Here is a 26388-nt window from a genome sequence, read left to right as displayed (position 1 = left end):
TCAGAAAAATATCCTTGGGCAAATTCATCTCAAAAACCTTTTATTTCATTTAGGAATTTTTCCTAAAAAACCAGAATCTCTGGGATTAAACTGGACAACTTTCCATCAAATGCTGCACTAAGACAATGACTGCTTCAGCTACAGAGTCTCTTTCATTGGGGTTGACTCTAACCATAGGAGGTCGTTCAGCCTCATCAACATATCCAATAGCAAGGTACACATCTTCTTCAGACCAAGCTCCAGCACAATCGGTATGTGTTAAACCAATAATCATGGGAATCTCAACCCGGTCTTGCATGAAGTTAATGATTTTACGTGCATAACGAAATTCTCTGGCTCTATGTGCGGCTATGAGTACGATATAAGCATGAGCTTTGCGAATCAAAATATCCCACATGAAATCAAAGCGAGACTGTCCAGGTGTACCATAAAGGTGTAGAGCCATCTCAGGACCAAATTGCAGACGACCAAAGTCAAAGGCAACAGTCGTTCTTTGTTTCAGTAATGCGGTTTCATCAGTGGCACGGGTATCTGTATCTACTACTTCAATTTCACTGACAGATCGGATAAAAGTGGACTTACCCGCACCTACAGATCCCGTGACAATTAAGCGCATAATCTCCATGTTTATTTACTCCATAAATAAACAGATAATGAGTAATTATTCACTAGCTTGACTACGCTCCTAAATGTCGTTGATAGTTTTTTGGTATTGGGTAGAAAGTTCCCTCGCTTTATCTGTATTTTTCCAGAAGGGAACTTATAATTGCGTGAACTTTGATATACAGCATTTAGGCCAAAACTAGTTTGAGTTCTGTAAGAACACGTTTAATTTCTAGCATTAATACACCCTGTTTAGCAGATTCACTAGCCAAAACTAGGAATACTGCATCTTCACCGCAACCAGTTAAAATACCAAAGCCTTTTTTACCTTCTACAAAGATGCGCTCAATTGTACCTCTAGCTAACTCAACCCCAATTCTTTCACCCAAAGATAGCATGGATGCCGACATTGCTGATACCCTTTCTTCGTCCATTCCACCAGGCAAACTTGCACCTAAAGATAGACCATCTGGGGTGACAAGTGCTGCTCCTTGAACATCAGCTGTAGATGCTACAAAGTTTTGTAAAATCATGCTCAGTTTTTCTGTATTGATGGCCATATTGGTATTCTCTATTTTTCTAAATTTGAGTTGGGGATTTGAGCAAATCGGGGATCAAAGACCTACATCTTTATTGGATTATGCACCTGTTACTTTTTTTAGCAATAGTGAAAATGTGTAAATGAATGCTGCTGCTTCCGTTCCCCATTGACTTATATTATGCTGAAGGAAAGGTTAATCTCATACCGGGAAAATACTGAATTTAGTTTAAGTTATCCCATCTATAAGTTAAGTAAATATAAACAATCTCTTTTTTTGACTTAGGCTCGGAAATACAGGCAGGGAGGGCTTGCTGGACAATTTACACTGGAGCCTGGTACTTTTAGATTAGGTTAAGTCTTTATGAAATTTGTATGAATTTTTGTCAATAATATTGCTGAGTACGCAAAAATATGCTATACATCCAGTCACTTTCAAACAGCAATAATTCTCAGAAATATCAGGTAGTAATGTAGTTAAGTATGTGGCTCTAAGTGGGATAAAAATGTATTAGCAAGAATAGCTGCTTGGGTGCGATCGCGCAAATTAAGTCTACTTAAAATGTTAGTAACATGATTTTTGACTGTTCCTTCAGAAATGTAGAGTTCCTGAGCAATTTCACGGTTACTAGCACCTGTAGCAATTAAGTATAGAACCTCTTTCTCTCTAGGTGTTAATTCGGTTAAATTTGGTGGTACGGATGGTGTTGGGTTGCGTGCTGTAGGTGGAAACTGAGTTAAAAGTTTTGTGACTATTCCTGGCCCTAGTTGAGAATATCCTTTATCAACAGCGCGAATAGCAACAGCTAACTCTTCTGACGGTGTATCTTTAAGTAAATAACCCATTGCTCCATTCTGTAATGCGGCTTTGACATATTCATCATCATCAAAAGTTGTCAATACTAAAACTTTTGTAGTCGGAAAGCGGGTTTGAATTTCTCTGGTTGCTGCAACTCCATCCATGATGGGCATTCTGATATCCATCAGAACTACATCTGGGTGTAATTGTTCCACTAAATTAATCGCAACTTCTCCATTTTCGGCTTCTCCAACTATTTCTAAATCTGTTTCTAATTCTAATAATGCTTTTAAACCTTGACGAATTAAACCTTGGTCATCTACCAGTAAAACTTTAATCATGATTTTTCCCTAGTTAAAGGAATAGTAACTATAATATGACAACCTGCACCATGAGCAGAATTAATAGTAAATTCCCCACCTAAAGCTAAAGTGCGATCGCGCATACTTTGCAAACCAAAACCGCTGGTATTTTGTGCGATATCAAAACCTTTACCATTATCTTTAACTATTAATTTAATAGCCTGATTTGTTGTAGTTAATTTTAGTTGTACAGATGTGGCTTTCGCATATTTAGAAATATTTGTAAATGATTCTTGAATAATCCGGTAAATGGGAATACTCATTTCTGTGGGTAGTGGATATTCTAGAGAAATTAGACAAGTTGGTAAAATCCCATTGGCACGTTGAAAATCTTCTACTAAGATAGCAATAGCCTCTGCTAAAGATTGTGATTGTAAAGGGTGTGATCGCATAGTAGAAACTGATTGACGGACATCCTGTAACGCTTTTGTTCCCAGTTCCTTAGCTGTCGCTAAAAATGTCATGGCTCTCGGCATATCAGACTTAGAAAGTTTTAACGCGGTTTCTAATTGTAGATTTAAAGCAGTAAGAGAATGTCCTAGAGAATCATGAATTTCTCTAGCAATGCGGTTGCGCTCTTCTAAGGTAGCTTGATTTTCGATTTTCAGGGCATATTGACGGAGTTTTTCGTTAGCATGAGCTAATTTATCTCGACTTTCACGTTCAGATAAGACGGCATTCATCAATAGTAAAACAAATATTAAACTTAATCCAAATAAAACTGCTAAACTAAAACTGAAAAAACGAAATTTATCTTGTAATACTGGTCCTACTTTATGAGGTGGCAAGCGAGTCTTCAGTGTCATTAAAAAGAAAATAAAGGATAAAAAAGTAACTGTTAAACGTCCTGGCAATTGAAAAATTAAGCAACTGCGAGTTACCAAAATTAAGTATAAAAAAGGAAATAATCTAGCTGTTCTACCGCCGAAAAAACCCGTAATTAAAATTAAAAATACTTCACTAGCTGTATATAGAATTTTCTCAACTTGATTACTGGTAGGTAATCTTAAACCCATCAACCCAAAAAATGCTAAACTACAGATAGTTAACCCAGGAAACGATGCAGCAAATTTTGGTGATGGTGAGGGCAAAATTACCATTAATACGGAAAGCCCCAGCAATACCCATTCTAAATAAAGCAGAAACCGAAATGGATGATTATTAATTAGGATAGGACGAGACATAAAAAGTCAGGAGTCAGGAGTCAGGAGTCAGAGAATGCTTGCCAGCACAAGAATTTCCACAATATATATTTTGTTCAAGTCATCAACCCAATGGCTATAAGCTTTGTTGATTTTGGGTTCTTAATTCTGTGAGCGTAGCTTGTTGATGAGCTTATTCTGTATTTTTAAGTTATTACTATTTTATTGTGATATATATTTCTCGGATTTGAAACATGACTAAAGTCATGGTTGTAGACGTGACTTTCTACTCATGTGCTAACAGGGGATGATTTCATATTATAGTGACATCCAACCAGGAAAAACACAAGGGAATTTATGAAAAGTAAGACATTATCATTTATAGCTGCTGCTTTTGCTCTCACCTTAACCGCAACCCCTTTTGTAGCGCAAGCGCAAGAAACCACCCCTTCTCCTCAAGCAGGTAAAGAATTCGCAAAAAAAGGTCCTTGGAAAAAGTTAGGACTAAGTGATGCACAAAAAGCCAGAATGCAGGAAATTCGCAGCAATACCCGTGCAGAAATAGATAAAGTTCTGACTACAGCACAAAAAGAACAATTAAAAGCTGCAATGCAAGAAATTCAAAATCAACGTTCACAGGGTGAAGGTAGAGGAAGAGGGAAAAAAGATATTTTTGCTTCCTTGAATTTAACTGAAGCACAAAAAACTAGAATGCGGGAAATTAAGGAGTCATCAAAACAACAGATGGAAGCTGTCTTGACTCCAGCACAACGGGAACAAATGAAACAAATGCAGCAGAATTGGAAATCACGTCGTCAACAAGGTAGTAATAATTCTCTTTAGATTCCCCCAACCCCTTAAAAAGGGGAACTGGGGAGATAAATCAACAGGACTTACGCAACTGGCATATTAGTAGGGTGCGTCAGATGTCAAAAATCGGTTTATTGAAAGGATTTATGTGGTCTGATGTAACCTATGAGAGATGTTTGATGTGACACTTGCGTAAGTCCTAATCAAGTCAAAAGTCAAAAATCACAATTAGACATCTGGTGGTAATTAAATGTGCGTGGTTTGAAACCCTTGTAGAGACGTTCCGGCGGAACGTCTCTACCATATTTCTGGAGAGGTCTATTAAAGAACTTCTGCCTCTTGCCTTTTTCCCATTACTCATGATGTTTGCGATTTCTGTAGGGTTTTTCAAGAAAAAATAGAATATAGGAATTCAGGACTCAGGAGTCAGAAAGAAGAATATAAAAATGAGCTAAGTAAGTCGGCGGGAAAAAACCGTAGACGCGTAGCGGCTTCTCGAAGAGTAGTATGTAACAAAAAGTAAATTCACCAAAACCCTCTTCCCCGTTCCCTGTTCCCTGTTCCCTTGTCATCACGACAATTTTTAACGCCCACTTACTTATGGCTTATCACATCAGGATTGTATTGTTAGATATAACCCTACCTCAGATAATGTTTAAAAAATAGTCAATTGTTTTGATTGAGTCTAGTTAAGAATTAGCTAGAGGTTGGTGATTTTCTACGTCTTGGGCATTCAAAGTTTGGGGTAGCTGTATCGCCAATGCTACCATGATAGTTGTCATGTAAGAGACAAGAGTTGCCCATAAGAGGTGGTTGTTGTGGAAATACCAAGCGGCGATCGCTAGGGGAATAAAACCCACGAAAAAAGCCAGTAATACAGCGTTACGTAAGCTTGCACCTGCCTTTAAACCGATAAAGTAACCTTCGAGAATGAAAGCGATCGCTGTAATTAGCAAAACAGGTAACAGCCAGATTGTATACTTAGTAATGTTGGTGTTTAACTCTGGGTGATTAGTCAACAGCCCAAAAACTTGCTCTGGAAAAATCATAGATATAAAAGCAAAGGGCAAAGCGATCGCCAAACCTGCCACCATAGAGACAGTTAGCAATGGGATCATCTGTTCTCGATTGCCCTTACTTTTAAAATTGCCAGTCAGGGTTTGCGTTGTCACTCCCACACCTTGAACTGCGAACTGACTCAAAAAAGCAATTTGCAGCAGCAAGCCATTTTCTGCTAAAACATCTGTTCCTAGCACTGCACTGAGATTAGTAAAAATAGAGTAGGCAGAAATCATCGCTACATATCGAATCAAAATATTACTCTTGAGAGCAAAAGTATCTTTAAGTGCTACCCAATCAAACATTCCTAACAGCGCATCTGGTAACACTTGCCACTCGATACTCAAACCAACCCCAACCAAACCAACTCCTAGCGCCAAATACTGACTTAAAGCTGTTGCTAAACCGGCTCCCATGCTTTCCCAACCCCACTTAACAATCATCAGATAGTCAAGCAACACATTAGAACCATTACCAACGATAGACATCAGCAGCACTACACCATTCATTTCCCGTCCTAAAAACCAACCAAAGAGGACAAAATTGAGCAAAACAGCAGGTGCGCCCCAAATTCTTCCGTTGAAATAATCGACTCCAGAAGCTTCAATTGCTGGAGAACCACTCAAAACAAAAAAACCAAACTTCTGTATAGGGTATTGCAACAGTAGAATAACTAACCCTACAGATAAGGCAATTAAACCACTGCGTAATCCCGCCAATAGCACAGCTTTTGGTTCATCCAGTCCCGCAGCTTGAGCAGTCAGAGCATTGGTACTCGACCGCATAAATTTTAAAACCCGATAAAGGTAGTCAAAAAGAATAGTTGCCAAAATCACCCCAGCTAAGTGACGGATATCTGCCAAATGTCCCAAAAAGGCAATATCTACCAACCCTGCCAGGGGAACCATCAGATTAGACAACACACTTACAGTTGCAAGCCGATAAAATCGGGGTAAAAAATCGTATTTAGTTGAGACGGCATCAGGCATAGCATTTTTGATTTAAGTTAGCACTACTGAAGTTTATTGCCATCATCAAAAAACAGATGTGGAAAATGCAGCAAAACCCTGTTAAAAGTGAGAAATTGTTGTACTTTCTCAATATTGGAAAATGTCTCAAGAATTCCCCATGGGTAGTAAAGTCCGTGTTGTTGCCTTACCACCATACGTCAAAACTGCTGACCCCATGCCCATGTTACGTCCGCCTGAAGTGATTAGCATTGGTGAAGAAGGTATAGTTATTGACCGTCGCCCCGGTGGATATTGGGGTGTACGCTTTACTAGAGGTACTTTCCTCATCGATAGCCAATACATCGAAAGTACAGAAAATCCGCCTGCATCTCAGCCTGATCCAGAATAGCAGTCAGCAAGAATGTTAACTTGTGTTAAGTTATGATTCTGGTTTGCAAAATGATTTCTCGTCGCACTTTTATCACTATTTTATTTGCCACCTGCTTATCCCTAATCAGTTGGTTGAACTTTACCCCCACTGCTAATGCTTTGGGTGGTAAACTACCTGCAATCAACCAACCAGCGCCTGATTTCACCTTACCCACCAACACAGGAGATGGCAAAATTTCCCTTTCTGATTTGCGTGGTCAGTGGGTAGTTTTGTATTTTTATCCCAAAGATTTTACATCTGGTTGCACTATCGAAGCGCGGCGTTTTCAACAAGACTTACCCAAATATCTGAAAAAAAACACTCAGGTTATTGGTGTGAGTGCGGATGATATTGATTCCCACGCGGAATTTTGTGATTCTGAAGGGCTAAAATTCCCCTTGTTAGCGGATACTAATGGTGCAGTCAGTAAAGCTTATGGTTCTTGGATTGGCTATGTATCTATGCGTCATAGTTTTATCATTGATCCACAGGGGATGATCCGGGAGACTTTTGTCAAGGTGAATCCCAATATTCACAGTACAGAAGTTTTAGCACGACTGGAAAAGTTACAGTCCGCTGATTCTTAGAAGTTGTCAGTTCCAGCACTTTGCGCGACTAACTGACCTCTTGTACCTAGCCGCTACGCAAAGTGCTGTATCACTGATAAGTTTCAACTTAATTATTAGACCTCTCCGGAAATATGGTAGAGACGTTCCGGCGGAACGTCTCTACAAGTTCCGGCGGAACGTCTCTACAAATTCCGGCGGAACGTCTCTACAAGTTCCGGCGGAACGTCTCTACAAGGGTTTCAAACCACGCACATTTAATTACCACCAGATGTCTATTGAGTTATCACCAATCCCATGAAAATCCGCTAGGCTAGTGGATATTCTTGGTTATCATCAGCCATAGTAGGTATGAACCGTGAAAGCAAAGCTACTACCCCAACTGCTACAGATAATAACAAACTTGCTCAAACAACAAATAGCCGTCAGCCTCTAGAATTGTTACGAGATACTGAGGCTTGGCTACGTCGCCCCACTGTAGCTACACTCAGTTCGATTTTACCGCCAAAAATGAGTAAAAAATTGCAATTAACATCATTTTTAGCAGAAGAATTACTTCAGGATTTAGCCGCAATCGATATTAAAAATATTAGCGATTTTGAACTGCAACCCGCAAGGATTTATATTGGTCTAACTTTTGTCGGCTTTGGGGCGTTGATGATTCTGGTATTATTACTGTACATAAATACCTTACATCCGGAATTAAGTACAGTTGAGCAAATAGGAAAATATTGGTATCCATATATAGGGTGTGTTTGTCTGGGTGTGACAGGAATGTTTATAATTGGTAGAGAAGTAATGCGTCATTACCACAAAAGTTAGACACAATTTCAGAGTTGAGTTGTACTAAGGTGCTATTGCAGATGAATCATGATCCTTTTATTGTTTATCCTGGGGCTAAGATTTCTTTAATAAATGATTATGACCCAAGTTATAAAGCTGAATTTCATGAAGAAGCGGAGGCGAAAATAAAATTAAAGGCAGGTATTAAAGAATTAGCTAATTATCAAAATATTCTCTATGCTCAAAATACTTATGCTTTGCTGATTATTTTTCAAGCGATGGATGCTGCTGGCAAAGATAGCACTATTAAACACGTGATGTCTGGGGTAAATCCTCAAGGATGTCAGGTTTTTAGTTTCAAAGCACCCAGTGATGAAGAATTAGATCATGATTACCTGTGGCGCTCGATGAAGGCTTTACCAGAACGGGGGAGAATTGGTATATTTAACCGTTCATATTATGAAGAATTACTGGTGGTGCGCGTACATCCAGAAATTCTGGAAAAACAAAAACTTCACTATATTGGTGATGGTAATCAAATATGGCAGCAGCGTTTTGAGGAAATTAATAATTTTGAAAAATATTTGGTAAATAATGGGATTATTGTTCTCAAGTTTTTTCTCAATGTCTCGAAAAAAGAACAGAAAAAACGTTTTTTAGACAGAATTGAATCACCTGAAAAAAATTGGAAATTTTCGGCTAACGATGTGCGAGAACGTGCATTTTGGGATGATTACATGATGGCTTATGAGGATGTTTTTAACCACACTAGCACGGAATGGTCTCCTTGGCATATTATTCCTGCTGATCGCAAGTGGTTTACACGTTTGGTTGTCTCGGAAATTATCTGCGCTAAATTAAGAGAATTAAATTTACAATATCCTATTGTTAGTGAAGAGTATAAGCAGAAGCTTTTAGAAGCTAAAAAAATGCTAGAAAGTGAAATTGACTAAGAGGTTGTTTGAAAAGTATTAGATGAAACCAATAATCTTCGGCAACCTAACCCCCCTTCCCCCCTTCCCTACGAGGAAATGGGGGTTTCAAAGCCTCTCCCCGCGTCGGGGAGAGGTTTGGAGAGGGGTTTATTTATACATTCAAAACTTTTAAAACATCCTCTAAGAGGACGTTTTAAAAGTCTTTTTTGATGTATCAAATATCTTCAGATCCCCCTAACTCACCCTTAAAAAGGGGGAATTTGAAGAATTTAGCTGTTTCTTGACAGGATTCGTGCAGTCTGAGGCATTCTACAAGAGATGTTGGATGTGACACTTGCATAAGTCGTAGAAAATTCTATAAAATAATAAAAATTAGATGAAATTGCTACAAAAAATTAATATATAAATAGAGTAAAAGTTTCCGTTATTATAAAGGATTGTAGATTTTTCCATTATTGGCAGCAAGAAATGATATGTAATGTAATGGGGTACTAAAAGATGAAATTTCCTGTAGGGCATATCCTTAAATTACCATGATTGAAAGTATTAAGATGTAACGATTTCCAAGAGTTATATTGATTATGAATAATGCTTAAAAGTTTGGAAAAAATGAATAAATTGAGGTTGATTTTAAAATTAGGGTACGGTTTTCTTAATTTTGATGATGTTAGATTACTAAGTCTACTCACATCTTGCACCAAGCCCTGGTGATTAGAAAGATACTGCTATACGAAGTAAGTCCGTCTGCACGGACTCACGGAAAATCAAGGGTTTGAAACCCACGCAGGTGGGTTTTGTATGTATAGCCGTGACTTCCAGTCGCCTGGTGCAAGATGTGAGTCTAGTTTACTGGTAGTGTGGTTTTAATTTTGTATACAGAAAAGAGTGAAACACTAATTGCTTGTCATTGAAATTATGCTTACTCCGCATAAAACACCAAAACATATTGAAATCTGATTCTGCATTTTTTATCCTATGAATTCCTCAGAAAAAAACCACAACTTTGAAAATCTCCTAATTCATGTCAGACAAAATCGGGGTTTTGATTTCACTGGCTATAAGCGTTCAACTTTGCTGCGTAGAGTAAATAAGCGCCTACAATCACTAAGCATAGATAACTTTAATGATTATGTAGACTATCTAGAAGTTCACCCAGAAGAATTTAATTATTTGTTCAATACTATTTTGATTAATGTAACTGATTTTTTTCGAGATGCTTCTACTTGGGAATATTTAGGAAATAAAGTCATTCCTAATATCATTAAAAGGAAAAAGAATAGTGAGCAGATTCGTATTTGGTCTGCTGGTTGTGCATCTGGAGAAGAAGCTTATACTATAGCAATACTGTTGGCTGAAGCATTGGGAGCAGAAGATTTTCGTCAGCGAGTCAAAATTTATGCTACAGATATTGATGAAGAGGCTCTCAACCAAGCTCGTCAAGCTGTATATTTAGCCAAAGATCTCGATACTGTACCCACGGAACTACGGGATAAATATTTTGATTTAGTGGGGAATAATTATATATTCCGTCAAGACTTGCGTCGTTGTGTGATTTTTGGTCGTCATAATTTATTTCTAGATGCGCCGATTTCTCGGTTAGATTTGCTGGTGTGTCGCAACACGTTGATGTATTTCAATTCTGAGGTTCAAGGGCGAATAATGGCTCGTTTTCATTTTGCCTTGAATGATACTGGCTATCTGTTTTTAGGTAAAGCAGAGATGCTGTTGATGTATTCCAATTTATTCACCTCTGTAGACTTGAAAAACCGGATCTTTACTAAGATATCATCACCAAATATACGCGATCGCCTCTTGGAGATTCCAGATTCACCAGAAGATGACTCTAGCCGTGGTTTATCTAAACACATTCGACTGCGAGAGTTAGCCTTTGATGCAGTCCCAGTGGCAGAAATAGTCATTAATATTGATGGTGTATTAGTGATGCTTAACGAGCCAGCCCGCACTTTGTTTGGTCTTTCAAAGAGGGATTTAGATCGTCCATTTCAGGATTTGGAACTTTCCTATCGACCCATAGAGTTGCGATCGCTGATTGAAAGAGCATATAAAGAACGCCGTCCCATCAATATCACAAATGTAGAACGCTATGTATCTAACTCAGAAAAGCAATATTTGGATGTGCGGATTACACCTCTGGAAGACGATAATTTCAGCTTATTAGGTGTCAGCATCACCTTTAATGATGTCACCCGTTATATTCAACTTCAAGAAGCACTGCAACGTTCTCAGCAAGATTTAGAAACCACCAACGAAGAACTTCAGTCTACTAATGAAGAATTAGAAACCACTAACGAAGAACTTCAGTCTACTAATGAAGAATTAGAAACTACTAACGAAGAACTCCAGTCTACCAATCAAGAACTGGAAACAATGAATGAAGAACTACAATCTGCCAATGAGGAATTACAGACAATCAATTATGAGTTAAGCGATCGCACGTTAGAAATTAACCGTAGCAATATTTTTATCACTTCCATTCTCAAAAGTTTGCAAACAGGAATGCTTGTCATTGACAAAAATTTTAACATTTTAATTTGGCATCATTTAGTAGAAGATTTATGGGGCTTACGGAATGATGAAGTTATAAATAAGTCTCTGTTTATCTTAGATATTGGGTTGCCTGTGGAAGATTTGCGATCGCCAATCTGCGAAATCCTAGCAGGTAAAACAGATTTCCAAGAAATGATTTTAGACACTACTAATCGCCGTGGCAGACAAATCAAATGTTATGTCGCTCTCACTCCCCTAATCGACAAAAAAATAGAAGGAGTCGTATTGATTATGGCAGATGTAGATAAAATCAGAAGTATGATTTCTCATCAATAACAGAACTTATACCAAATTGATATGAAGTTGCATAGAATAAGATATCAAGAATAATTGACCGCAGATAAACGCAGATAAACACAGATAAAGATGGACAAGTCTATTAGACCTCTCCGGAAATATGGTAGAGACGTTCCGCCGGAACGTCTCTACAAGGGTTTCAAACCACGCACATTTAATTACCACCAGATGTCTATTGATGTCATCATTCTGTGCAGCCTCACATAAAATTGGTATTACGCAAGATTGAACTCAAAACCTGATTCTTGGGTAGAGGTAATTCATGTAGCTTGCTTGCCCGTTGCGGTATTACCCCTACTTCCGTTCTGTTTTGCGTAAGTCCTGTATGATATAACTCATGTGATTAGGAAACGCTAAGTAAGTGGGCGTTAAAAAATATAATATAAACCTAACCCCCAACCCCCTTCCCTGCTAGGGAAGGGGGAGTCAAAGCCTCTCTCCTGGTAGGGGAGAGGTTTGGAGAGAGGTTTTATATTTAATTGTGCCAAGTTACTTAATATGCCAGTGTGTAAGTCCTGTGAGTCTTACTCAAAGGAAAATTTTTCCCTACTCAACACTTAAAACTGTTCCCTGTTCCCTGTTGCCTACCTCCACTAGCAATACTTGTCGGTTAAGCTCAAAAAATGAAATTATGTAGGTTGGGTTGAGGAATGTTCACGCAGTGTGCCGAAGGCATAACCCAACATTTACAAGGGTTTGTTGGGTTTCACTTTGTTCAACCCAACCTACAAAAATCCTTAACCGAACAGTATAGCCTCCACTAGAAGACTTTCTCAGCAAACCCTAAATAAATTGAACAAAGAGGGTAATAGCAGTAAGCGGTAGCGTAGCGATTAGCTACTCTAGATTAGCTCCTCTAACTAAATAATTATCTCTTAAGGTTCATTCCAAAAGTAATTAATTTCATTTATTCTTGTCAAGTGTCTAGTGAAATGGAACTGGCGATAAAATGTTTACTAACAAGACAGCTATTCTATCCATCACTGAGTTAGTCGAAGAACTAACTGATACTTCCTCTGAGCAACTTTGTGGTGGAACCATCATAACTCCTGAAGGTGCAGCAAGAAACGCTGGGAAAACGCTACCATCGGCAGGCAAGACTGGCACAGATGCAAATATACCAAGTTCTGCCGAAGTTGGCCTGACTCCTTTCTATCCCCCCCTACCCAATATGAAATTAGCTCGTTTGGGTTCTCTGAAGAGAAATAATGGTGTTGCCAATAAAAAAACAACAACTTTATCTTCACCTGCATGAGTCTTGCATGAGTTTAATTTTCGCCTTGATTAATATAAATTTTTTTGTCTTTTAATCTTTTGATGGATAACCAAAAAAAATAGCTATGGATACTGTTGTTAAGTACGACATTGAATTTATCAAAGAAAGAGCAAGCCGACTTGTAAGCAAGGGACTTGTTCAACCTCAGCAGCCAATTTATACACTGTTTAAGTATATTCTTGATGGTGAATGGGCTGATTTTGAGCATGAACTAGAAAAAAACGAATATTTGCTCAGAGATAGAATTATTGACCTGATTGCTTGTAAACCACAGGAAGAAGATTAAAAGGTAAGAATTCAACAGACAACAATCAGCAATAGAATCTCAATCATCAACATTTTTTCTCTCTAATTACTTCTAATTCAGTGGTTGAATGGCTAAACCAAGCAATACTTTTTCTGTATTAGATAAATCTCCAATAATTTGCTTAATAGGAGGGGGTAATTTACGAATTAAAGTCGGAACTGCCAGAATTTGATCTTGTCGAGCCAGATGAGGATGTTGAATCAAATCAACTACTTCAATTTGATATTGACCCTGGAGGTTTTGTTCACAAATTTTCTTTAAGTTAGCAAATGCAGTCAATGATTTGGGTGTTTGTCCAGCAATATAAAGCCGTAATAGCCAAATCTCTGAGCCTGGCAGATGATTTTGATTTAACTGTTCCATAACAAAAAATCCTCTAATTTCTAACTAATCTGCTTTACGTAATTGAGCTATGATTTCGCGTTCTTGTTGTAGATTGTTGTGATGAATAAATTCCTGTTGGTTTAAAATCTTAAACTCTTCTTGTTCAACTGTCAATTCTGCTTGTAAGGCAGCAATTTGTGATTTTATAAGTAATTCTTTGCGTTCCAATTCTCTTTTTTTACGTTCTAATAATAGCTCGCGTGTGGTAGCTGCTAATTTTTCTTGAGCCTCCTGGTTAGCTCTAGCACTACCAGTCATAACCATACCCTGTCCTAAATATATATCCAGCAGTTCAATGCCTTGAGATGTAATCAGAAATTCTCTTGCCTGGTTAGAGTGTGGCATCCCACGGGATTTGAGTATATACAAAATTCGATTGCGTTCACCATTACTTTCTACTGTTCGCAAATCAATCCAGGTATCCATCAATGAAGAAACACCAATTTCTGTATATTCAAAGGAACTGTTACCGGGAGTGAGATTAGTGAGTAACACTGTGATATTATGCGACTTGAGAAAATCTATCAACCGGATAAAGAAAATTTTGGTTTGATGTCCAGAACCGGAGATAGTTAAATTGCTCATCGGGTCAATGATCACCGTACTGATTTTGAATTTCTGCAAGTATTGGTGTAACATCATCAGGTGCATTTCTAAACCGTAAGCGGTAGGACGAACTGCCTGAAAATAAAGTAATCCCTGCTCAACGTAGGGTTGCAAGTCCAAACCAAGTGAACTCATATTCCGCAGAATTTGTTGGGGAGCCTCTTCTGTAGCCAGATACAAGCATCTTTCTTTGCGCTCACAAGTGGCAGCAGCAAAATGGGCAGAAAAACTACTTTTCCCGGTTCCAGCTGTACCTGTAATTAGAATGCTACTCCCCCGAAAGAAACCTTCATTCCCAAGCATTGTATCTAATCGAGGCACACCAGAGGAAATGCGCTCAGTTGACACTTGATGCTCTAAAGCAACCGAGGTAATTGGCAAAACTGATATTCCATCTTCTGTAATTAAGAAAGGATACTCGTTTGTGCCATGCTGAGAACCCCTGTATTTAATAATTTGTAGTCGTCTTGTGGAAAGTTCATCTTGTACTCGTTGATCTAGTCTAATTACACAATCGGAAACGTATTCTTCTAAACCTTGCCGAGTTAGAGTATTTTCACCTCGTTCTCCAGTAATAATCGCTGTTACGCCTTTTTGTTTGAGCCAACGAAACAAGCGCCGTAATTCTGCCCGCACAATTGAGGCATTGTTAAAGCTGATAAATAAAACTTCGATTGTATCCAAAACAATTCTTTTAGCTTGGATTTGATCTAATAAACTACCAATGCGAATAAATAAGCCTTCTAAATCATAATTACCTACTTCTTGAATTTCATAGGGATCGATGTGAATATAGTCAATTGCTAATTTTTGTCCATGAATTAGCTGTTCTAGATCCCATCCTAAAGATGCAACATTTTGTGCCAAATCTTCCGGACTTTCTTCAAAAGATATCAACACACCTGGTTCATCATACTCTGTTGCTCCTCGCACCAAAAACTCAACACCCATGAGGGTTTTGCCACAGCCAGCAGAACCGCAAATTAATGTGGGACGACCTTGGGGTAAACCTCCGTCTGTAACTTTATCTAATCCTTCGATTCCAGTAGGGCATTTTGGAAAAACCTTTTGATGAGGGTTTCTTCTTGTATTTTGTTCAACCATGAGAGAGAGGTAGAAAATAAATAGGTTTTACTGTTTCAACACTGAAAAGCCAGCAAAGATAGATGCTGGCTAATAAATCTGATGAGATTATAGCGTTTCCCAGTCTAATGAAGTACACACCAATTTATTCTTTGTTAAGAGTTAAGAGTTCCCTAAAACTAAAGAATTTTGTACCTCACGAGCATGGGAACGCCTATATAAGGTAATTTGAACGAAAAACAGAGAGTGAACAGTTACAGTTTATTGTAGCTTCAACTTAAAAAACTATATACTCAGATCCCGGAATTCTCTAATAGACCTCTCCGGAAATATGGTAGAGACGTTCCGCCGGAACGTCTCTACAAGGGTTTCAAACCACGCACATTTACGCACATTTAATTACCGGAGATGTCTAATAAGTAGGAGATCTATCTCTTGAGCATTTTATGTTTAATTATATTGACTTAGTTACAGAGACATATTTTTAGCATCCTTAGACAGATATTTGGCGAAGTTTGACAATCCAGGTTTTTTCTTTCTCCTTCCCTCTTAAGCGACAAGTCTTGGAGTTTGTCGAGGGATTTTAACTAAAATAGCTTCTGCCAAAGAAACTGAAAGATTTATTTTGATGACTGGCATTTCTTGCCAGCAGGAACGACAAAACCAGTAATTTTGCGAATTACGAATATGTTTTAAAAGTAAATCAGAACAGCAAGGACAGTAATTCATGTTTCTCAAATCCTTTTTAATCAAAATTTCACCCGTCTCTACCAGGCACTTAGTTGGCCAAGCAGGATTAAAAACAACGTTTATATGTATATAATGTAGTTTATAAATGTGAGAAAGTTGTGAGGATTCTTGAAATATCAAAATATACCGTAATATTCCGCAACAAAGTACCAATATTTGCTTTACATTGCTTTACAGTACGTCACATTTTATCCTCACAAGTTCCTCAAATTTTCTTTGTATAAAAATAATTATGGAAACCAAAAGCAGAGCGGTTTACTAAAAGCTTTTTAATCAAAATATTTGTAGGTTTTAAAGGACTGTAAAATATGCTGGAAATACTACGCAATCAAGAAACTGATAGCCCAGCCTCCAAAGAACAGGCATTAGTCCTACCTTTTAATACCGTTGGCATTGCAGATATTTCCTTTGTAGGTGGAAAAAATGCCTCTTTGGGAGAGATGATTCAGCAACTCAGACCAAAAGGGGTAAAGGTTCCTACCGGGTTTGCTACCACAGCTTATGCTTATAGATACTTCATCACCAACGCAGGCTTAGAAACCAGACTGAGAAAGATTTTTGCTACATTAGATGTAGAAGATGTAGACAATTTGCGGCAGTGTGGTAAGCAAGCGCGATCGCTAATGTTGGAAACGCCATTTCCGCTAGAATTGCAAGAAGCGATCGCCAGATCCTATCAAACCCTCTGCCAAGAATACGGTGAAGATACTGATGTAGCAGTGCGTTCTAGTGCTACCGCAGAAGACTTACCCGATGCAAGTTTTGCCGGACAGCAAGAAACTTACCTCAACGTTCATGGACTAAAAGGCGTACTAGAATCTTGTCATAAATGCTTTGCTTCCATTTTTACTGACCGTGCCATTTCCTACCGTCAACTCAAAGGCTTCGATCATTTCGAGGTAGCACTGTCAGTAGGCGTACAAAAAATGGTACGCTCTGACTTGGCTAGTTCTGGTGTCATGTTTTCTATTGACACCGAAACCGGTTTCAAAGATGCCGCACTCATTACAGCTGCTTATGGTTTAGGTGAAAACGTCGTTCAAGGTGCAGTTAACCCAGATGAATATTTAGTTTTCAAACCCACCTTGAAACAAGGATATAAACCCATTCTCCAAAAACGCTTGGGAACCAAAGAAATTAAAATGGTTTATGATGTGGGCGGCACAAAATTAACCAAAAATATTTCTGTCCCCGAATCAGAACGCAGTCAATTTGCCCTTAATAATGACGAAATTCTCCAACTTGCAAACTGGGCTTGCATTATTGAAGACCATTATTCCCAAGTCCGTGGTATGGACACACCAATGGATATTGAATGGGCAAAAGATGGTATGACTGGAGAATTATTTATAGTCCAAGCTAGACCAGAAACTGTACAATCTCAAAAATCGAAAACTGTCCTCAGAAGTTATCAATTAAAAGAAAAAGGTGACGTTCTTTTAACAGGCCGTAGCGTTGGTGAAATGATTGGACAAGGTAAAGCGAGAGTTATTCTTGATGTCCATCAAATCAACCAATTCCAAGCTGGAGAAGTGTTAGTTACCAACCGCACAGACCCGGACTGGGAACCAATTATGAAACGTGCCAGCGCCATTGTGACTAACTCTGGTGGGCGCACTTGTCACGCCGCAATTATCGCTAGAGAAATGGGAATTCCTGCCATTGTTGGTTGTGGTAATGCGACGACAGTATTAAAAACCGGACAAGAAATTACTGTGAGTTGCGCTGAAGGTGAAACAGGCAGAGTTTATGCAGGTTTGTTAAACTTTGAAGTGCAAGAATTACCTTTAGATGATCTGCCTCGTACCCGCACAAAAATTATGATGAATGTGGGCAACCCAGAAGAGGCATTAGGTTTAACAGCAATTCCTAACGATGGTGTTGGTTTAGCAAGGATGGAATTTATTATTGCTAACCACATCAAGGCACATCCTTTAGCATTGTTGCACTTTGATGAATTGGAAGACGAACTAGCAAAATATAAGATTGCTGAATTAACTGCCCAATACGAAAATAAAGCTGAATTTTTCGTAGCTCAATTGGCACAAGGTATTGGTACAATTGCGGCAGCATTCTATCCCAAACCTGTAATTGTTCGTTTGTCTGATTTCAAGAGTAACGAATATGCAAACCTCTTGGGTGGTAGACAATTTGAACCCAAAGAAGAAAACCCCATGATAGGTTGGCGTGGTGCTTCTCGCTACTATGATCCCCGTTACCGTGAAGGTTTCGCCCTAGAATGTCAAGCCATGAAACGAGTACGGGATGAAATGGGTTTAACCAATATGGTTCTTATGGTTCCCTTCTGTCGCACTCCCAAAGAAGGAAAACGGGTACTGGAAGAAATGGCGAAAAATGGCTTGGTAAAAGGTGAGAATGGCTTGGAAGTCTATGTAATGTGTGAATTACCGAGTAATGTGGTACTCGCAGACGAATTTAGCCAAGTCTTTGACGGCTTCTCTATTGGTTCTAATGACTTGACACAATTAACTTTAGGACTAGACCGAGATTCTGAGTTAGTGGCACATCTGTTTGATGAACGCAATGAAGCTGTGAAACGGACAATAGGAAAAGCGATCGCATCTGCCAAAGAATATGGTCGCAAAATCGGTATCTGTGGTCAAGCACCTAGCGATTATCCAGAATTTGCCCGCTTCCTGGTAGAATTGGGTATTGATTCTATTAGTCTTAACCCTGACTCTGTAATCAAGACACTGTTAGAAATTGCAGCAGCAGAAGGAAATAGGCAATAGGCAATAGATATCTCCGGTAATTAAATTTGCGTGGTTTGAAACCCTTGTAGAGACGTTCCGCCGGAACGTCTCTACCATATTTTCGGAGAGGTCTAATAGATATCTGGTGAAAAAGTTTTTGTAGGTTGGGTTGTAGCTTGCTTCCCGTAGGGTACAAAGTGAAACCCAACAAGCCCTTGTAAATGTTGGGTTATGCCTTCGGCACACTGCGTGAACGTTCCTCAACCCAACCTACGCAATTTTTGTTTTTTCGCTTAACCGAACAGTATTGCGTCTCTACCATATTTCCGGAGAGGTCTAATAGATATCTGGTGAAAAAGCTGTAGGGACAATTCATGAATTGTCCCTACAAAGGGTTTCAGGTTAAGCATATTTAATTTTCACCAGATATCTAATAGGCAAAAGAATATTTCTTTTTATGTCTGTCTAACCATTGTAATTTCCTTAATTTAGGTCGAATCTGTGGGAATTTTAGACCTTAATTGCGTGCTTTACCGGGTAATTAATACCATAGCTAAAGGGTCTAGTTGTTATCAACCAGACCCTTCAGTTTTCTGCGGTTATTTCTGCCAAGCACTCCTCCTCAGCTATTTTGGTTTACAGGTTTTGCAGTTTTTACCCGAACCTCCCAAAGTCACCTCTTCCTCATATCCTAGTTTGGCTTTACTCTGATCACCTGCCTTGGCGAGTGTTACCACTTTCATCTATCTTTAGAGGTTCTCTGCAATCCCATTTACATATTAACAGATATTTCGGCAACGGGGTGTATTTTTATGATTTTCAACTATTAAAAATTATTTCTTTTCTCCCCTATTTCATATCAAGTTAATCACCCGTTTATTAAGGAACGTAAACAATAATAAACAAAGCTGATAACTTTTGATAGCTTGAATAAATCCAGCTTAAATTCAGTAGCTAAAACATACACCAGAAGGCAGGGGAGGCAGAAGAAAGATATCTCCTGACTGTCACCGGTCAGTTATTTGCAATTTTGACTTTTGACTTGATTTTTCCCACCACTGAAATCACTAGAAATCAAGATTACCCAGGAGGATAACATGGAAATCTTCGATTACGTAATTATGGGAGCGGGACTAGGTGGACTTTCAGCGGCAGCTTGTTTAAGCCGACAAGGATATAAAGTTGCAGTTTTAGAGAAACATTATTTACCTGGTGGATGTTGTCACACCTTTGATTATGGTGCATATAGCTTTTGTGCCGATGTGCATTATATTTCCCAATGTGGTCAAGATAAAACCATCGGTCAATTTCTCAATTATATTCAGCGAAATGTATCTTTTAACAGTCTTGAACCTGACTGTATTGATAGAGTCATCACACCAGAAGCAGATTTTAAAATCCCGTTAGGGTGGGAAAATTTGCGATCGCGTTTAATTTCTACCTTTCCTGAAGAAACCACCGCAATTAACCTTTACTGCGATGAAATTAAACAACTACATCAACAAATTCGGCAAATAGTCAGGGAAGTACATTGGTTTGATCAAAAATGGACTGATTGGTTGAAATTGCCCAAATATTGGCATTTATTTTCCAGACGCACTTGGACATTACAAGATTTATATAACCATGTCGGTTTATCACCCAAACTGCAAGCCATACTAGCAGGACAAAGTGGAGATTATGCCCTACCACCCAACGACATCGCCCTGATTACTCATACTTCCTTAGTTTGGGATTATTCAGAAGGTGCTTACTATCCCAAACATCATTTTAAACAGTTTGTTAACACTATTGTTGAAGCAATTACTGCGAATGGTGGTGTAGTTGAATATTCTACCCCAGTTGACCATATTCAAGTTAGTAACAACAGTGTCCACAGTGTTACAGCTAATAGTAAAACATATCGCGCCACTCAAGCTTATATCAGTGATATCGATCCCAAATTAACAGTAGAATTGATGCACGATAATCAAGCTTTGAGTCCCAGAGAAATTCAACGCCTTACCAACTATGAATATTCAGCCAGTGCATTTAATATTTACCTGGGTTTAGATAGCAACTTCGATCCCCAAAAGTATGGGATTGGTAACTGGAATCTCTGGTATTATCCCACAGGCAACCTCAACCAAGAATATCAACAACAACTGCAAGATAATCTCAGTCGTCCCTGGATTTTTCTGTCTTGTCCAACCATGAAAACTAATGCACCAGGAATAGCACCAGCAGGACATCATGTTTTAGAAATTGCTACCGTTTGTGCCTATGAACCTTTTGCATCTTTGCATAAAACCGACCCTAAAGCCTATAAAGCCAAAAAACGGCAAGTTTATCAGCAGATAATGACCAGTGTGAAAGATTTGATTCCCGACGTGGACAAATACACCCGCATGAAAGTTTATGGTACACCCACCACTAGCGAATTTTATCTAGGACAACCCCAAGGTAATATTTATGGTGCCAAGTTGATCCCCCAACAGGTGGGTTTAAATCGTTTGGGATATGCCACAGAGTTACCTAATTTGTTTTTTGTGGGTGCGAGTGCTGGATATCCCAGTGTACCCGGTGTGATTGGTAATGGTATGGATGTGGTGGAATTGTTGACAGGGGAATCTGTGCGACAGAATAGACCTCTTGCAAAATTGTTTATGTGGTATAATGAGGGGTTTTAGGTTGTATGTATTTTTGGGTGTCTTTGCGATAGCTACAGCTACGCTCGCCGAAGGCATCGCAAATTCAAAGATAGGTGTGTATTCTAACTTTTATGTAAATCTAAGCCAGCCCCTGATTATAACATAAAATGAATTCTGGAAAAGGTCTAGTCTTTAGCATAAAATATATTATTTATATGCCTCCTTAGACCATAAAATGAATTTGGAAGCTAAAAAATTTCCCTGTTATATTCCCATACAAATGATTATTTTATACTCTATTACCTGTTAAATCTGTTGAATTAAGTTACTATTTTGAGTAAAAAAAAAGGAACCCTACTTCTAAAATTCCCAAACTTCCTGTCTGAGAACCTTTTTATAAACAAACTTTTTCTGACACTACCCCGATATCAATAGGATAATTTAAACCGACTATTACCTATGCAATTAAACGATCAGCTGATTGCTTTGCCAAATTTACATCAAGTTATTGATCGTTATCCCTTGACGATTAGCCCTGATAGTCAGGTATTGGATGCTCTTATCTTGATGAATCAAGAACAAAATAATGACTTAGAAATCGTCAATGCCTCAGAATCATTACCAGGGAGCAAAGGGAAACAAAAAGCAAGTAGCTATGTTTTGGTAGTAGAAGAAAGGCAGTTATTAGGAATATTAACGCTTAGGGATGTATTGAAACTAACTGTTTTGGGTATGAATTTATCTAAGACAAGAATTGCAGAAGTGATGACGCAACAACTCATCACATTGGAAGAATCGGCTTTTCAGGATATTTCCACAGTCTTATCAATCTTGCAGCACCATCGAATCGATCATCTACCAATTGTGGATGATGGGGAAAAATTGGTAGGAATAGTAACTGAATCTAGCCTGTTGCAAGGGTTGAATGTAGTAAAAATAGTTGGTATTCTCGACAGCATACAGCAATATCTCCAAGAGTCACAAAAGCCAACAACTACACCTGCTAAATGCCAGTACGCAAATCAGCAAACAAAGGAAGTATACTGTGAAAATGATTATTTCTTACATAAATTGGTGGTAGAACAAGTTGCCAAAGAAATTAAAATTAACGAAGAACTTCACCAAACTATAGAAGAACTGAAAATAGTTGAAGAAGAAATACGCCAACAAAACGAACGGCTGGTTATTGTTTATGAGATTGCAGAATTAGAACGCCGACGTTACCAAAATTTGTTTGAATTTACCCCTTATGGTTATTTAGTAACGGATAAATTGGGCATTATTCAAGAAGCCAATCATGCCGCATCGACCTTACTATCTGTACACCAAAAGTACCTAGTAGGTAAGCCAATCACGGTGTTTATTGCTGACGAAGCGCGTCATACTTTGATATCTGATCTGGCAGATTTTCAACAGTTACCAGAATGGGAAGTTTGCATCCAACCACGACAAGGAACGCCCTTCCCTGCTGGTGTGAGGGTAGCTGCTATGTACGATCCCCAAGGTCAACAGAGTGGCTGGAGTTGGTTATTGAGCAATATTAGTGAACGCAAGCAAGCTAAAGAATCTCTAAGCAGAGCCACTCAAGAGTTAGAGGAACGAGTAGTAAAACGCACAAAAGAATTAGTAGTTGTTAATCAAACTTTGCAGCAAGAAATCAAAGAGCGCCATCAAACAGAAGCAGCACTGCGGAAGAGTGAAGATATATTTCGCCAATTTGCTGAAAACATTGAAGCGTATATATGGATTTGTTCCCAAGATTGCAGCAACATCTTTTATATTAACCAGGCTTATGAGAAAATTTGGGGTCGTTCCTGCCAAAGTCTGCGGGAAAATCCTCAATCTTGGATAGAAGCAATTCATCCAGAAGACCTTGACCACATGATGCTAGAGTTGGAGGAGCAGGCTCAAAAGGGTGGCAATGCCAGTGTAGAGCATCGTATTATACGTCCTGATGGATCGATACGCTGGTTATTGTCCAGACGCTTTCCCATCAAAAATGAACAAGGGCAGATTCAATACTTTGGTGGCATTGGTGAAGATATCACAGAACGCAAGCAGACAGAAGCAGCACTGCGGAAAAGTGAGGAGATATTTCGTCAATTTGGGGAAAACATTCAAGCACAGATAATCTGGATTAAATCATACAAGAATGGCGAAACTGTATATGTAAATCCTGCTTATGAGAAAATATGGGGTCGCTCCTGCCAAAGTCTGTGGGAAAATCCGCAATCGTGGACAGAATCTATTCATCCAGAAGATCGCGATCGCATTTTGGCAGAAACACGGCGGAATCTTCAAAATGGAGAGCTTTCTACTCTAGAGTATCGTCTTGTACAAAGTGATGGAGCGATCCGCTGGATCTTCGCTAGATGCTTTCCCATCCTGAATGAACAAGGACAGATTCAATACTTTGGTGGCATTGCCGAAGATATCACCGAACGCCAACTAGCAGAAGCAGCACTAAAGAAGAGTGAGGAGAAATTCCGACACTTTACCGAAAACACTGATACCGTAATCTGGATGGCCTCTAAAGATGGTAAGGAAACTCTATATATTAACCCGGCTTATGAGAAAATATGGGGTCGCTCTTGCCAAAGTCTGAGGGAAAATCCGCAATCCTGGATGGAAGGTATTCATCCAGAAGATCGTGATTACATTTTGGGAAAAATAGAAGAGCGTCATCAAAAGGGTGAAGGGGCTAGTTTAGAGTATCGTGTTGTCCAACCCAATGGGGCAATCCGCTGGATTTGGAGTAGATGCTTTCCCATTAAGAATGAACAAGGAGAGCTAGATTACTATGGCAGTATTACAGAAGATATCACTGAGCGGAAACTAGCCGAAGTTTTCCGTAGGGAAAGTGAAGCGCGACTGACTTTAGCTCTAGAAGCTGCCAACATGGGTATATGGGATTGGAACCTGACGACCAATAACTGTATATGGTCTGATCATATAGGCCCACTTTACGGATTGCCAAAGGGTAGTTTGTGTCCATCATCCTTACAAGGATTCTTAAATTTAGTTCATCCTGAAGATACTGAACCTTTCACTCAAGCTCTCAATCGTGCCATTGAAGAAAAAATCGAATTTGGCATTGAATATCGGGCTGTTTGGCCTGACGACAGCCTACACTGGTTAGGCACTAGAGGAAAAGTCTATTATGACGAACAAGGTCAGCCCATACGGATAATTGGTACAACTAGAGATATCTCTGATCGCAAGGAAAAAGAACAGAAAATCTACGAGCAAGCTGCTTTATTAGATATCGCTACCGATGCCATTTTTGTGCGAGATTTCCAGACAGAAATCTTATTCTGGAATCAAGGTGCGGAGCGAATGTACGGTTGGACTAAGCATGAAGCTGTGGGTAGAAACCTTCAGGATATTTTCTGCCCTAACACTTCAATACAACACGAAGCAACTGCGCTCAAAACTGTAGTTAAGTTGGGAACTTGGCAAGGTGAGTTACGTAAACAAACCAAATCTGGCCAGGAGATTATCGTTGAAAGTCGTTGGACACTCATGTTTGATGCCGATGGACAACCAAAATCCATCCTGATTGTAGATACTGACATTACAGAAAAGAAACAACTGGAAGAACAGTTTTTACGCACCCAGCGATTAGAAAGCATTGGTACTTTAGCTGGTGGTATTGCCCACGACTTGAATAATATATTGACACCTATTTCAGTCGCAGCGCAATTACTCAAAGGCAGATTTGCCAAAGATCCAGCACGCCATCCCCATCTATTGACAATTATTGAAAATAATGCTGTACGCGGTGCGGCTTTAGTTAAGCAAGTTTTATCCTTTGCACGGGGATTAAAAGGAGAGCGGACAATTGTACAAATTAAACATCTGATTGCGGAAATTATTCAAATTGCTAAACATACATTTAGCAAATCTATCGAATTCAACACCCAGATATCCGAAGACCTCTGGACGGTTTCGGGAGACACAACACAACTACATCAGGTATTGATGAACCTAGTAATTAATGCCCGTGATGCTATGCCAGCAGGTGGTCTCCTGACTATTTCTGCGGAAAATATGTTTATTGATGAAGCATATAGCCGGTTGAATTTTGAATCTAAAGTGGGACATTACATAGTTATTACTGTCAAGGATACAGGAATGGGGATGTCACCAGAAATATTAGATAGAATTTTTGATCCATTTTTTACCACCAAAGAAATTGGAACTGGAACAGGATTAGGTTTATCAACTGTGTTAGGAATTATTAAAAGTCATAACGGTTTTGTCACAGTCTCTAGCCAAGTGAATAAAGGAAGTACATTTAAGATATTCTTGCCCTCAGTAGAATCTCCTCAACTTCCTAGTTTAGAGCAATTGGAAATAGAATCAGGACAAGGAGAGTTGATTTTGATAGTAGATGATGAACCTCAAATTTGTGATGTGACTAAAATCATCCTGGAAAATAACAATTATCAAACTCTGACTGCTAGTAATGGCATTGAAGCGATCGCTCTTTATGCTCAACACAAACAGCAAATCAGTGTGGTTTTAATGGATATGATGATGCCGGAAATGGATGGTGCTACAGCCATTCGCACTATGCAAAAAATGAACCCAGATGTACAAGTGATTGCTTGTAGTGGACTGGGTACAATAGAGGTATTACCAGAATCAGCCGAGACAAAAGCGCAAGCCGTTTTATTAAAACCCTACACTGCAAATGATTTACTAAGAAATTTAAGTCAAGTGATTCGGAATAGGGAATAGGGAACAGGGAACAGGGAACAGGGAACAGGTAGAAGGTTATTCTCCCCATCACC

19 protein-coding genes and 1 pseudogene are annotated in these 26388 nt (G+C 38.9%); 12 read left to right on the top strand and 8 right to left on the bottom strand.

Translation table 11 applies throughout. The features are described from left to right. Positions 1 to 85: 85 nt before the first annotated feature. From H6G06_RS22025 to H6G06_RS22010, 4 genes are all read right to left on the bottom strand, one after another. Positions 86 to 625, bottom strand: a complete 540-nt coding sequence (locus H6G06_RS22025; RefSeq protein WP_190564070.1) for a GTP-binding protein — start codon at positions 623 to 625, stop codon at positions 86 to 88. A 166-nt stretch (positions 626 to 791) separates the two neighbouring features. Beyond that, positions 792 to 1163 carry a roadblock/LC7 domain-containing protein gene (locus tag H6G06_RS22020; protein WP_190564068.1) on the bottom strand — a complete coding sequence of 124 codons (372 nt, stop codon included), beginning with the start codon at positions 1161 to 1163 and terminating at the stop codon, positions 792 to 794. A gap of 455 nt (positions 1164 to 1618) precedes the next feature. Beyond that, positions 1619 to 2281, bottom strand: coding sequence for a response regulator (locus H6G06_RS22015; protein ID WP_190564066.1), 663 nt, complete (start codon positions 2279 to 2281; stop codon positions 1619 to 1621). Then, positions 2278 to 3486 carry a sensor histidine kinase gene (locus H6G06_RS22010; protein WP_190564064.1) on the bottom strand — a complete coding sequence of 403 codons (1209 nt, stop codon included), beginning with the start codon at positions 3484 to 3486 and terminating at the stop codon, positions 2278 to 2280. The genes H6G06_RS22015 and H6G06_RS22010 overlap by 4 nt, the downstream gene beginning before the upstream one ends. A 315-nt stretch (positions 3487 to 3801) precedes the next feature. Between H6G06_RS22010 and H6G06_RS22005 the strand changes: the two genes are divergently transcribed. Beyond that, entirely contained in the window at positions 3802 to 4287 is a 486-nt protein-coding gene (locus H6G06_RS22005; RefSeq protein WP_190564062.1) for a Spy/CpxP family protein refolding chaperone, read from the top strand. 656 nt (positions 4288 to 4943) lie between these two features. Here H6G06_RS22005 and gntT read toward each other — a convergent pair. Further along, positions 4944 to 6302: a guanitoxin biosynthesis MATE family efflux transporter GntT gene (gntT, locus tag H6G06_RS22000; RefSeq protein ID WP_190564060.1), complete on the bottom strand. Its 1359-nt coding sequence runs from the start codon at positions 6300 to 6302 to the stop codon at positions 4944 to 4946. Positions 6303 to 6423: 121 nt separating this feature from the next. Between gntT and sipA the strand changes: the two genes are divergently transcribed. The 7 genes from sipA (at position 6424) to H6G06_RS21965 (ending at position 13404) form a co-directional block, all read left to right on the top strand. Beyond that, on the top strand, positions 6424 to 6672 hold the full coding sequence (sipA, locus tag H6G06_RS21995; protein ID WP_190564058.1) for a regulatory protein SipA: 249 nt from the start codon (positions 6424 to 6426) through the stop codon (positions 6670 to 6672). Positions 6673 to 6722: 50 nt separating this feature from the next. After that, positions 6723 to 7280, top strand: coding sequence for a peroxiredoxin (locus tag H6G06_RS21990; protein ID WP_190564154.1), 558 nt, complete (start codon positions 6723 to 6725; stop codon positions 7278 to 7280). A 330-nt stretch (positions 7281 to 7610) separates the two neighbouring features. Continuing rightward, on the top strand, positions 7611 to 8081 hold the full coding sequence (locus tag H6G06_RS21985) for a hypothetical protein (protein ID WP_190564056.1): 471 nt from the start codon (positions 7611 to 7613) through the stop codon (positions 8079 to 8081). A 41-nt stretch (positions 8082 to 8122) separates the two neighbouring features. Next, positions 8123 to 8995: a polyphosphate kinase 2 family protein gene (locus tag H6G06_RS21980; protein ID WP_190564054.1), complete on the top strand. Its 873-nt coding sequence runs from the start codon at positions 8123 to 8125 to the stop codon at positions 8993 to 8995. Positions 8996 to 9952: 957 nt separating this feature from the next. Then, positions 9953 to 11821, top strand: a complete 1869-nt coding sequence (locus H6G06_RS21975) for a CheR family methyltransferase (RefSeq protein WP_190564052.1) — start codon at positions 9953 to 9955, stop codon at positions 11819 to 11821. 970 nt (positions 11822 to 12791) lie between these two features. Then, on the top strand, positions 12792 to 13097 hold the full coding sequence (locus H6G06_RS21970; protein ID WP_190564050.1) for a hypothetical protein: 306 nt from the start codon (positions 12792 to 12794) through the stop codon (positions 13095 to 13097). Positions 13098 to 13182: 85 nt separating this feature from the next. Further along, a complete protein-coding gene (locus H6G06_RS21965) occupies positions 13183 to 13404 on the top strand; it encodes a DUF4327 family protein (RefSeq protein WP_190564049.1) in 222 nt (73 codons plus the stop codon). A gap of 72 nt (positions 13405 to 13476) precedes the next feature. Here the strand turns inward: H6G06_RS21965 and H6G06_RS21960 are convergent, their stop codons facing one another. The 3 genes from H6G06_RS21960 to H6G06_RS21950 form a co-directional block, all read right to left on the bottom strand. After that, positions 13477 to 13788 carry a circadian clock KaiB family protein gene (locus H6G06_RS21960; protein ID WP_190564047.1) on the bottom strand — a complete coding sequence of 104 codons (312 nt, stop codon included), beginning with the start codon at positions 13786 to 13788 and terminating at the stop codon, positions 13477 to 13479. A 24-nt stretch (positions 13789 to 13812) separates the two neighbouring features. Further along, entirely contained in the window at positions 13813 to 15519 is a 1707-nt protein-coding gene (gene kaiC, locus H6G06_RS21955; protein WP_190564045.1) for a circadian clock protein KaiC, read from the bottom strand. A gap of 528 nt (positions 15520 to 16047) precedes the next feature. After that, the gene (locus H6G06_RS21950; RefSeq protein WP_190564043.1) at positions 16048 to 16227 is read right to left on the bottom strand and encodes a hypothetical protein; all 180 of its coding nucleotides are present in this window, start codon (positions 16225 to 16227) and stop codon (positions 16048 to 16050) included. 329 nt (positions 16228 to 16556) lie between these two features. On the opposite strand from H6G06_RS21950, the gene ppsA reads away from it, so the two are divergent. The 4 genes and pseudogenes from ppsA to H6G06_RS28220 all read left to right on the top strand — a co-directional run bounded on the left by ppsA (position 16557) and on the right by H6G06_RS28220 (position 26335). Then, positions 16557 to 19001 carry a phosphoenolpyruvate synthase gene (ppsA, locus tag H6G06_RS21945; protein WP_190564030.1) on the top strand — a complete coding sequence of 815 codons (2445 nt, stop codon included), beginning with the start codon at positions 16557 to 16559 and terminating at the stop codon, positions 18999 to 19001. Positions 19002 to 20059: 1058 nt separating this feature from the next. Continuing rightward, on the top strand, positions 20060 to 21631 hold the full coding sequence (locus H6G06_RS21940; protein WP_190564029.1) for a phytoene desaturase family protein: 1572 nt from the start codon (positions 20060 to 20062) through the stop codon (positions 21629 to 21631). 420 nt (positions 21632 to 22051) lie between these two features. Beyond that, a pseudogene (locus H6G06_RS28225) lies at positions 22052 to 23656 on the top strand (PAS domain S-box protein); the annotation flags it as partial. Beyond that, positions 23636 to 26335, top strand: coding sequence for a PAS domain-containing hybrid sensor histidine kinase/response regulator (locus H6G06_RS28220; protein ID WP_479683771.1), 2700 nt, complete (start codon positions 23636 to 23638; stop codon positions 26333 to 26335). The pseudogene H6G06_RS28225 and the gene H6G06_RS28220, both read left to right, overlap by 21 nt. Positions 26336 to 26388 lie beyond the last annotated feature (53 nt).

Source organism: Anabaena sphaerica FACHB-251 (assembly GCF_014696825.1).
GTDB lineage: Bacteria > Cyanobacteriota > Cyanobacteriia > Cyanobacteriales > Nostocaceae > RDYJ01.
This window is presented reverse-complemented; position numbering and strand designations above follow the sequence as displayed.

What these genes read in the sequence shown, in the direction of transcription:
- kaiC (WP_190564045.1), bottom strand. Translation starts at nt 15,519, where the DNA reads ATGGTTGAACAAAATACAAGAAGAAACCCTCATCAAAAGGTTTTTCCA.
- H6G06_RS21970 (WP_190564050.1), top strand. Translation starts at nt 12,792, where the DNA reads ATGTTTACTAACAAGACAGCTATTCTATCCATCACTGAGTTAGTCGAA.
- H6G06_RS21990 (WP_190564154.1), top strand. Translation starts at nt 6,723, where the DNA reads ATGATTTCTCGTCGCACTTTTATCACTATTTTATTTGCCACCTGCTTA.
- gntT (WP_190564060.1), bottom strand. Translation starts at nt 6,302, where the DNA reads ATGCCTGATGCCGTCTCAACTAAATACGATTTTTTACCCCGATTTTAT.
- H6G06_RS22010 (WP_190564064.1), bottom strand. Translation starts at nt 3,486, where the DNA reads ATGTCTCGTCCTATCCTAATTAATAATCATCCATTTCGGTTTCTGCTT.
- sipA (WP_190564058.1), top strand. Translation starts at nt 6,424, where the DNA reads ATGTCTCAAGAATTCCCCATGGGTAGTAAAGTCCGTGTTGTTGCCTTA.
- H6G06_RS21985 (WP_190564056.1), top strand. Translation starts at nt 7,611, where the DNA reads ATGAACCGTGAAAGCAAAGCTACTACCCCAACTGCTACAGATAATAAC.
- H6G06_RS22005 (WP_190564062.1), top strand. Translation starts at nt 3,802, where the DNA reads ATGAAAAGTAAGACATTATCATTTATAGCTGCTGCTTTTGCTCTCACC.
- H6G06_RS21950 (WP_190564043.1), bottom strand. Translation starts at nt 16,227, where the DNA reads ATGAATTACTGTCCTTGCTGTTCTGATTTACTTTTAAAACATATTCGT.
- H6G06_RS22015 (WP_190564066.1), bottom strand. Translation starts at nt 2,281, where the DNA reads ATGATTAAAGTTTTACTGGTAGATGACCAAGGTTTAATTCGTCAAGGT.
- ppsA (WP_190564030.1), top strand. Translation starts at nt 16,557, where the DNA reads ATGCTGGAAATACTACGCAATCAAGAAACTGATAGCCCAGCCTCCAAA.
- H6G06_RS21980 (WP_190564054.1), top strand. Translation starts at nt 8,123, where the DNA reads ATGAATCATGATCCTTTTATTGTTTATCCTGGGGCTAAGATTTCTTTA.
- H6G06_RS21960 (WP_190564047.1), bottom strand. Translation starts at nt 13,788, where the DNA reads ATGGAACAGTTAAATCAAAATCATCTGCCAGGCTCAGAGATTTGGCTA.
- H6G06_RS22020 (WP_190564068.1), bottom strand. Translation starts at nt 1,163, where the DNA reads ATGGCCATCAATACAGAAAAACTGAGCATGATTTTACAAAACTTTGTA.
- H6G06_RS21965 (WP_190564049.1), top strand. Translation starts at nt 13,183, where the DNA reads ATGGATACTGTTGTTAAGTACGACATTGAATTTATCAAAGAAAGAGCA.
- H6G06_RS21975 (WP_190564052.1), top strand. Translation starts at nt 9,953, where the DNA reads ATGAATTCCTCAGAAAAAAACCACAACTTTGAAAATCTCCTAATTCAT.
- H6G06_RS21940 (WP_190564029.1), top strand. Translation starts at nt 20,060, where the DNA reads ATGGAAATCTTCGATTACGTAATTATGGGAGCGGGACTAGGTGGACTT.
- H6G06_RS22025 (WP_190564070.1), bottom strand. Translation starts at nt 625, where the DNA reads ATGGAGATTATGCGCTTAATTGTCACGGGATCTGTAGGTGCGGGTAAG.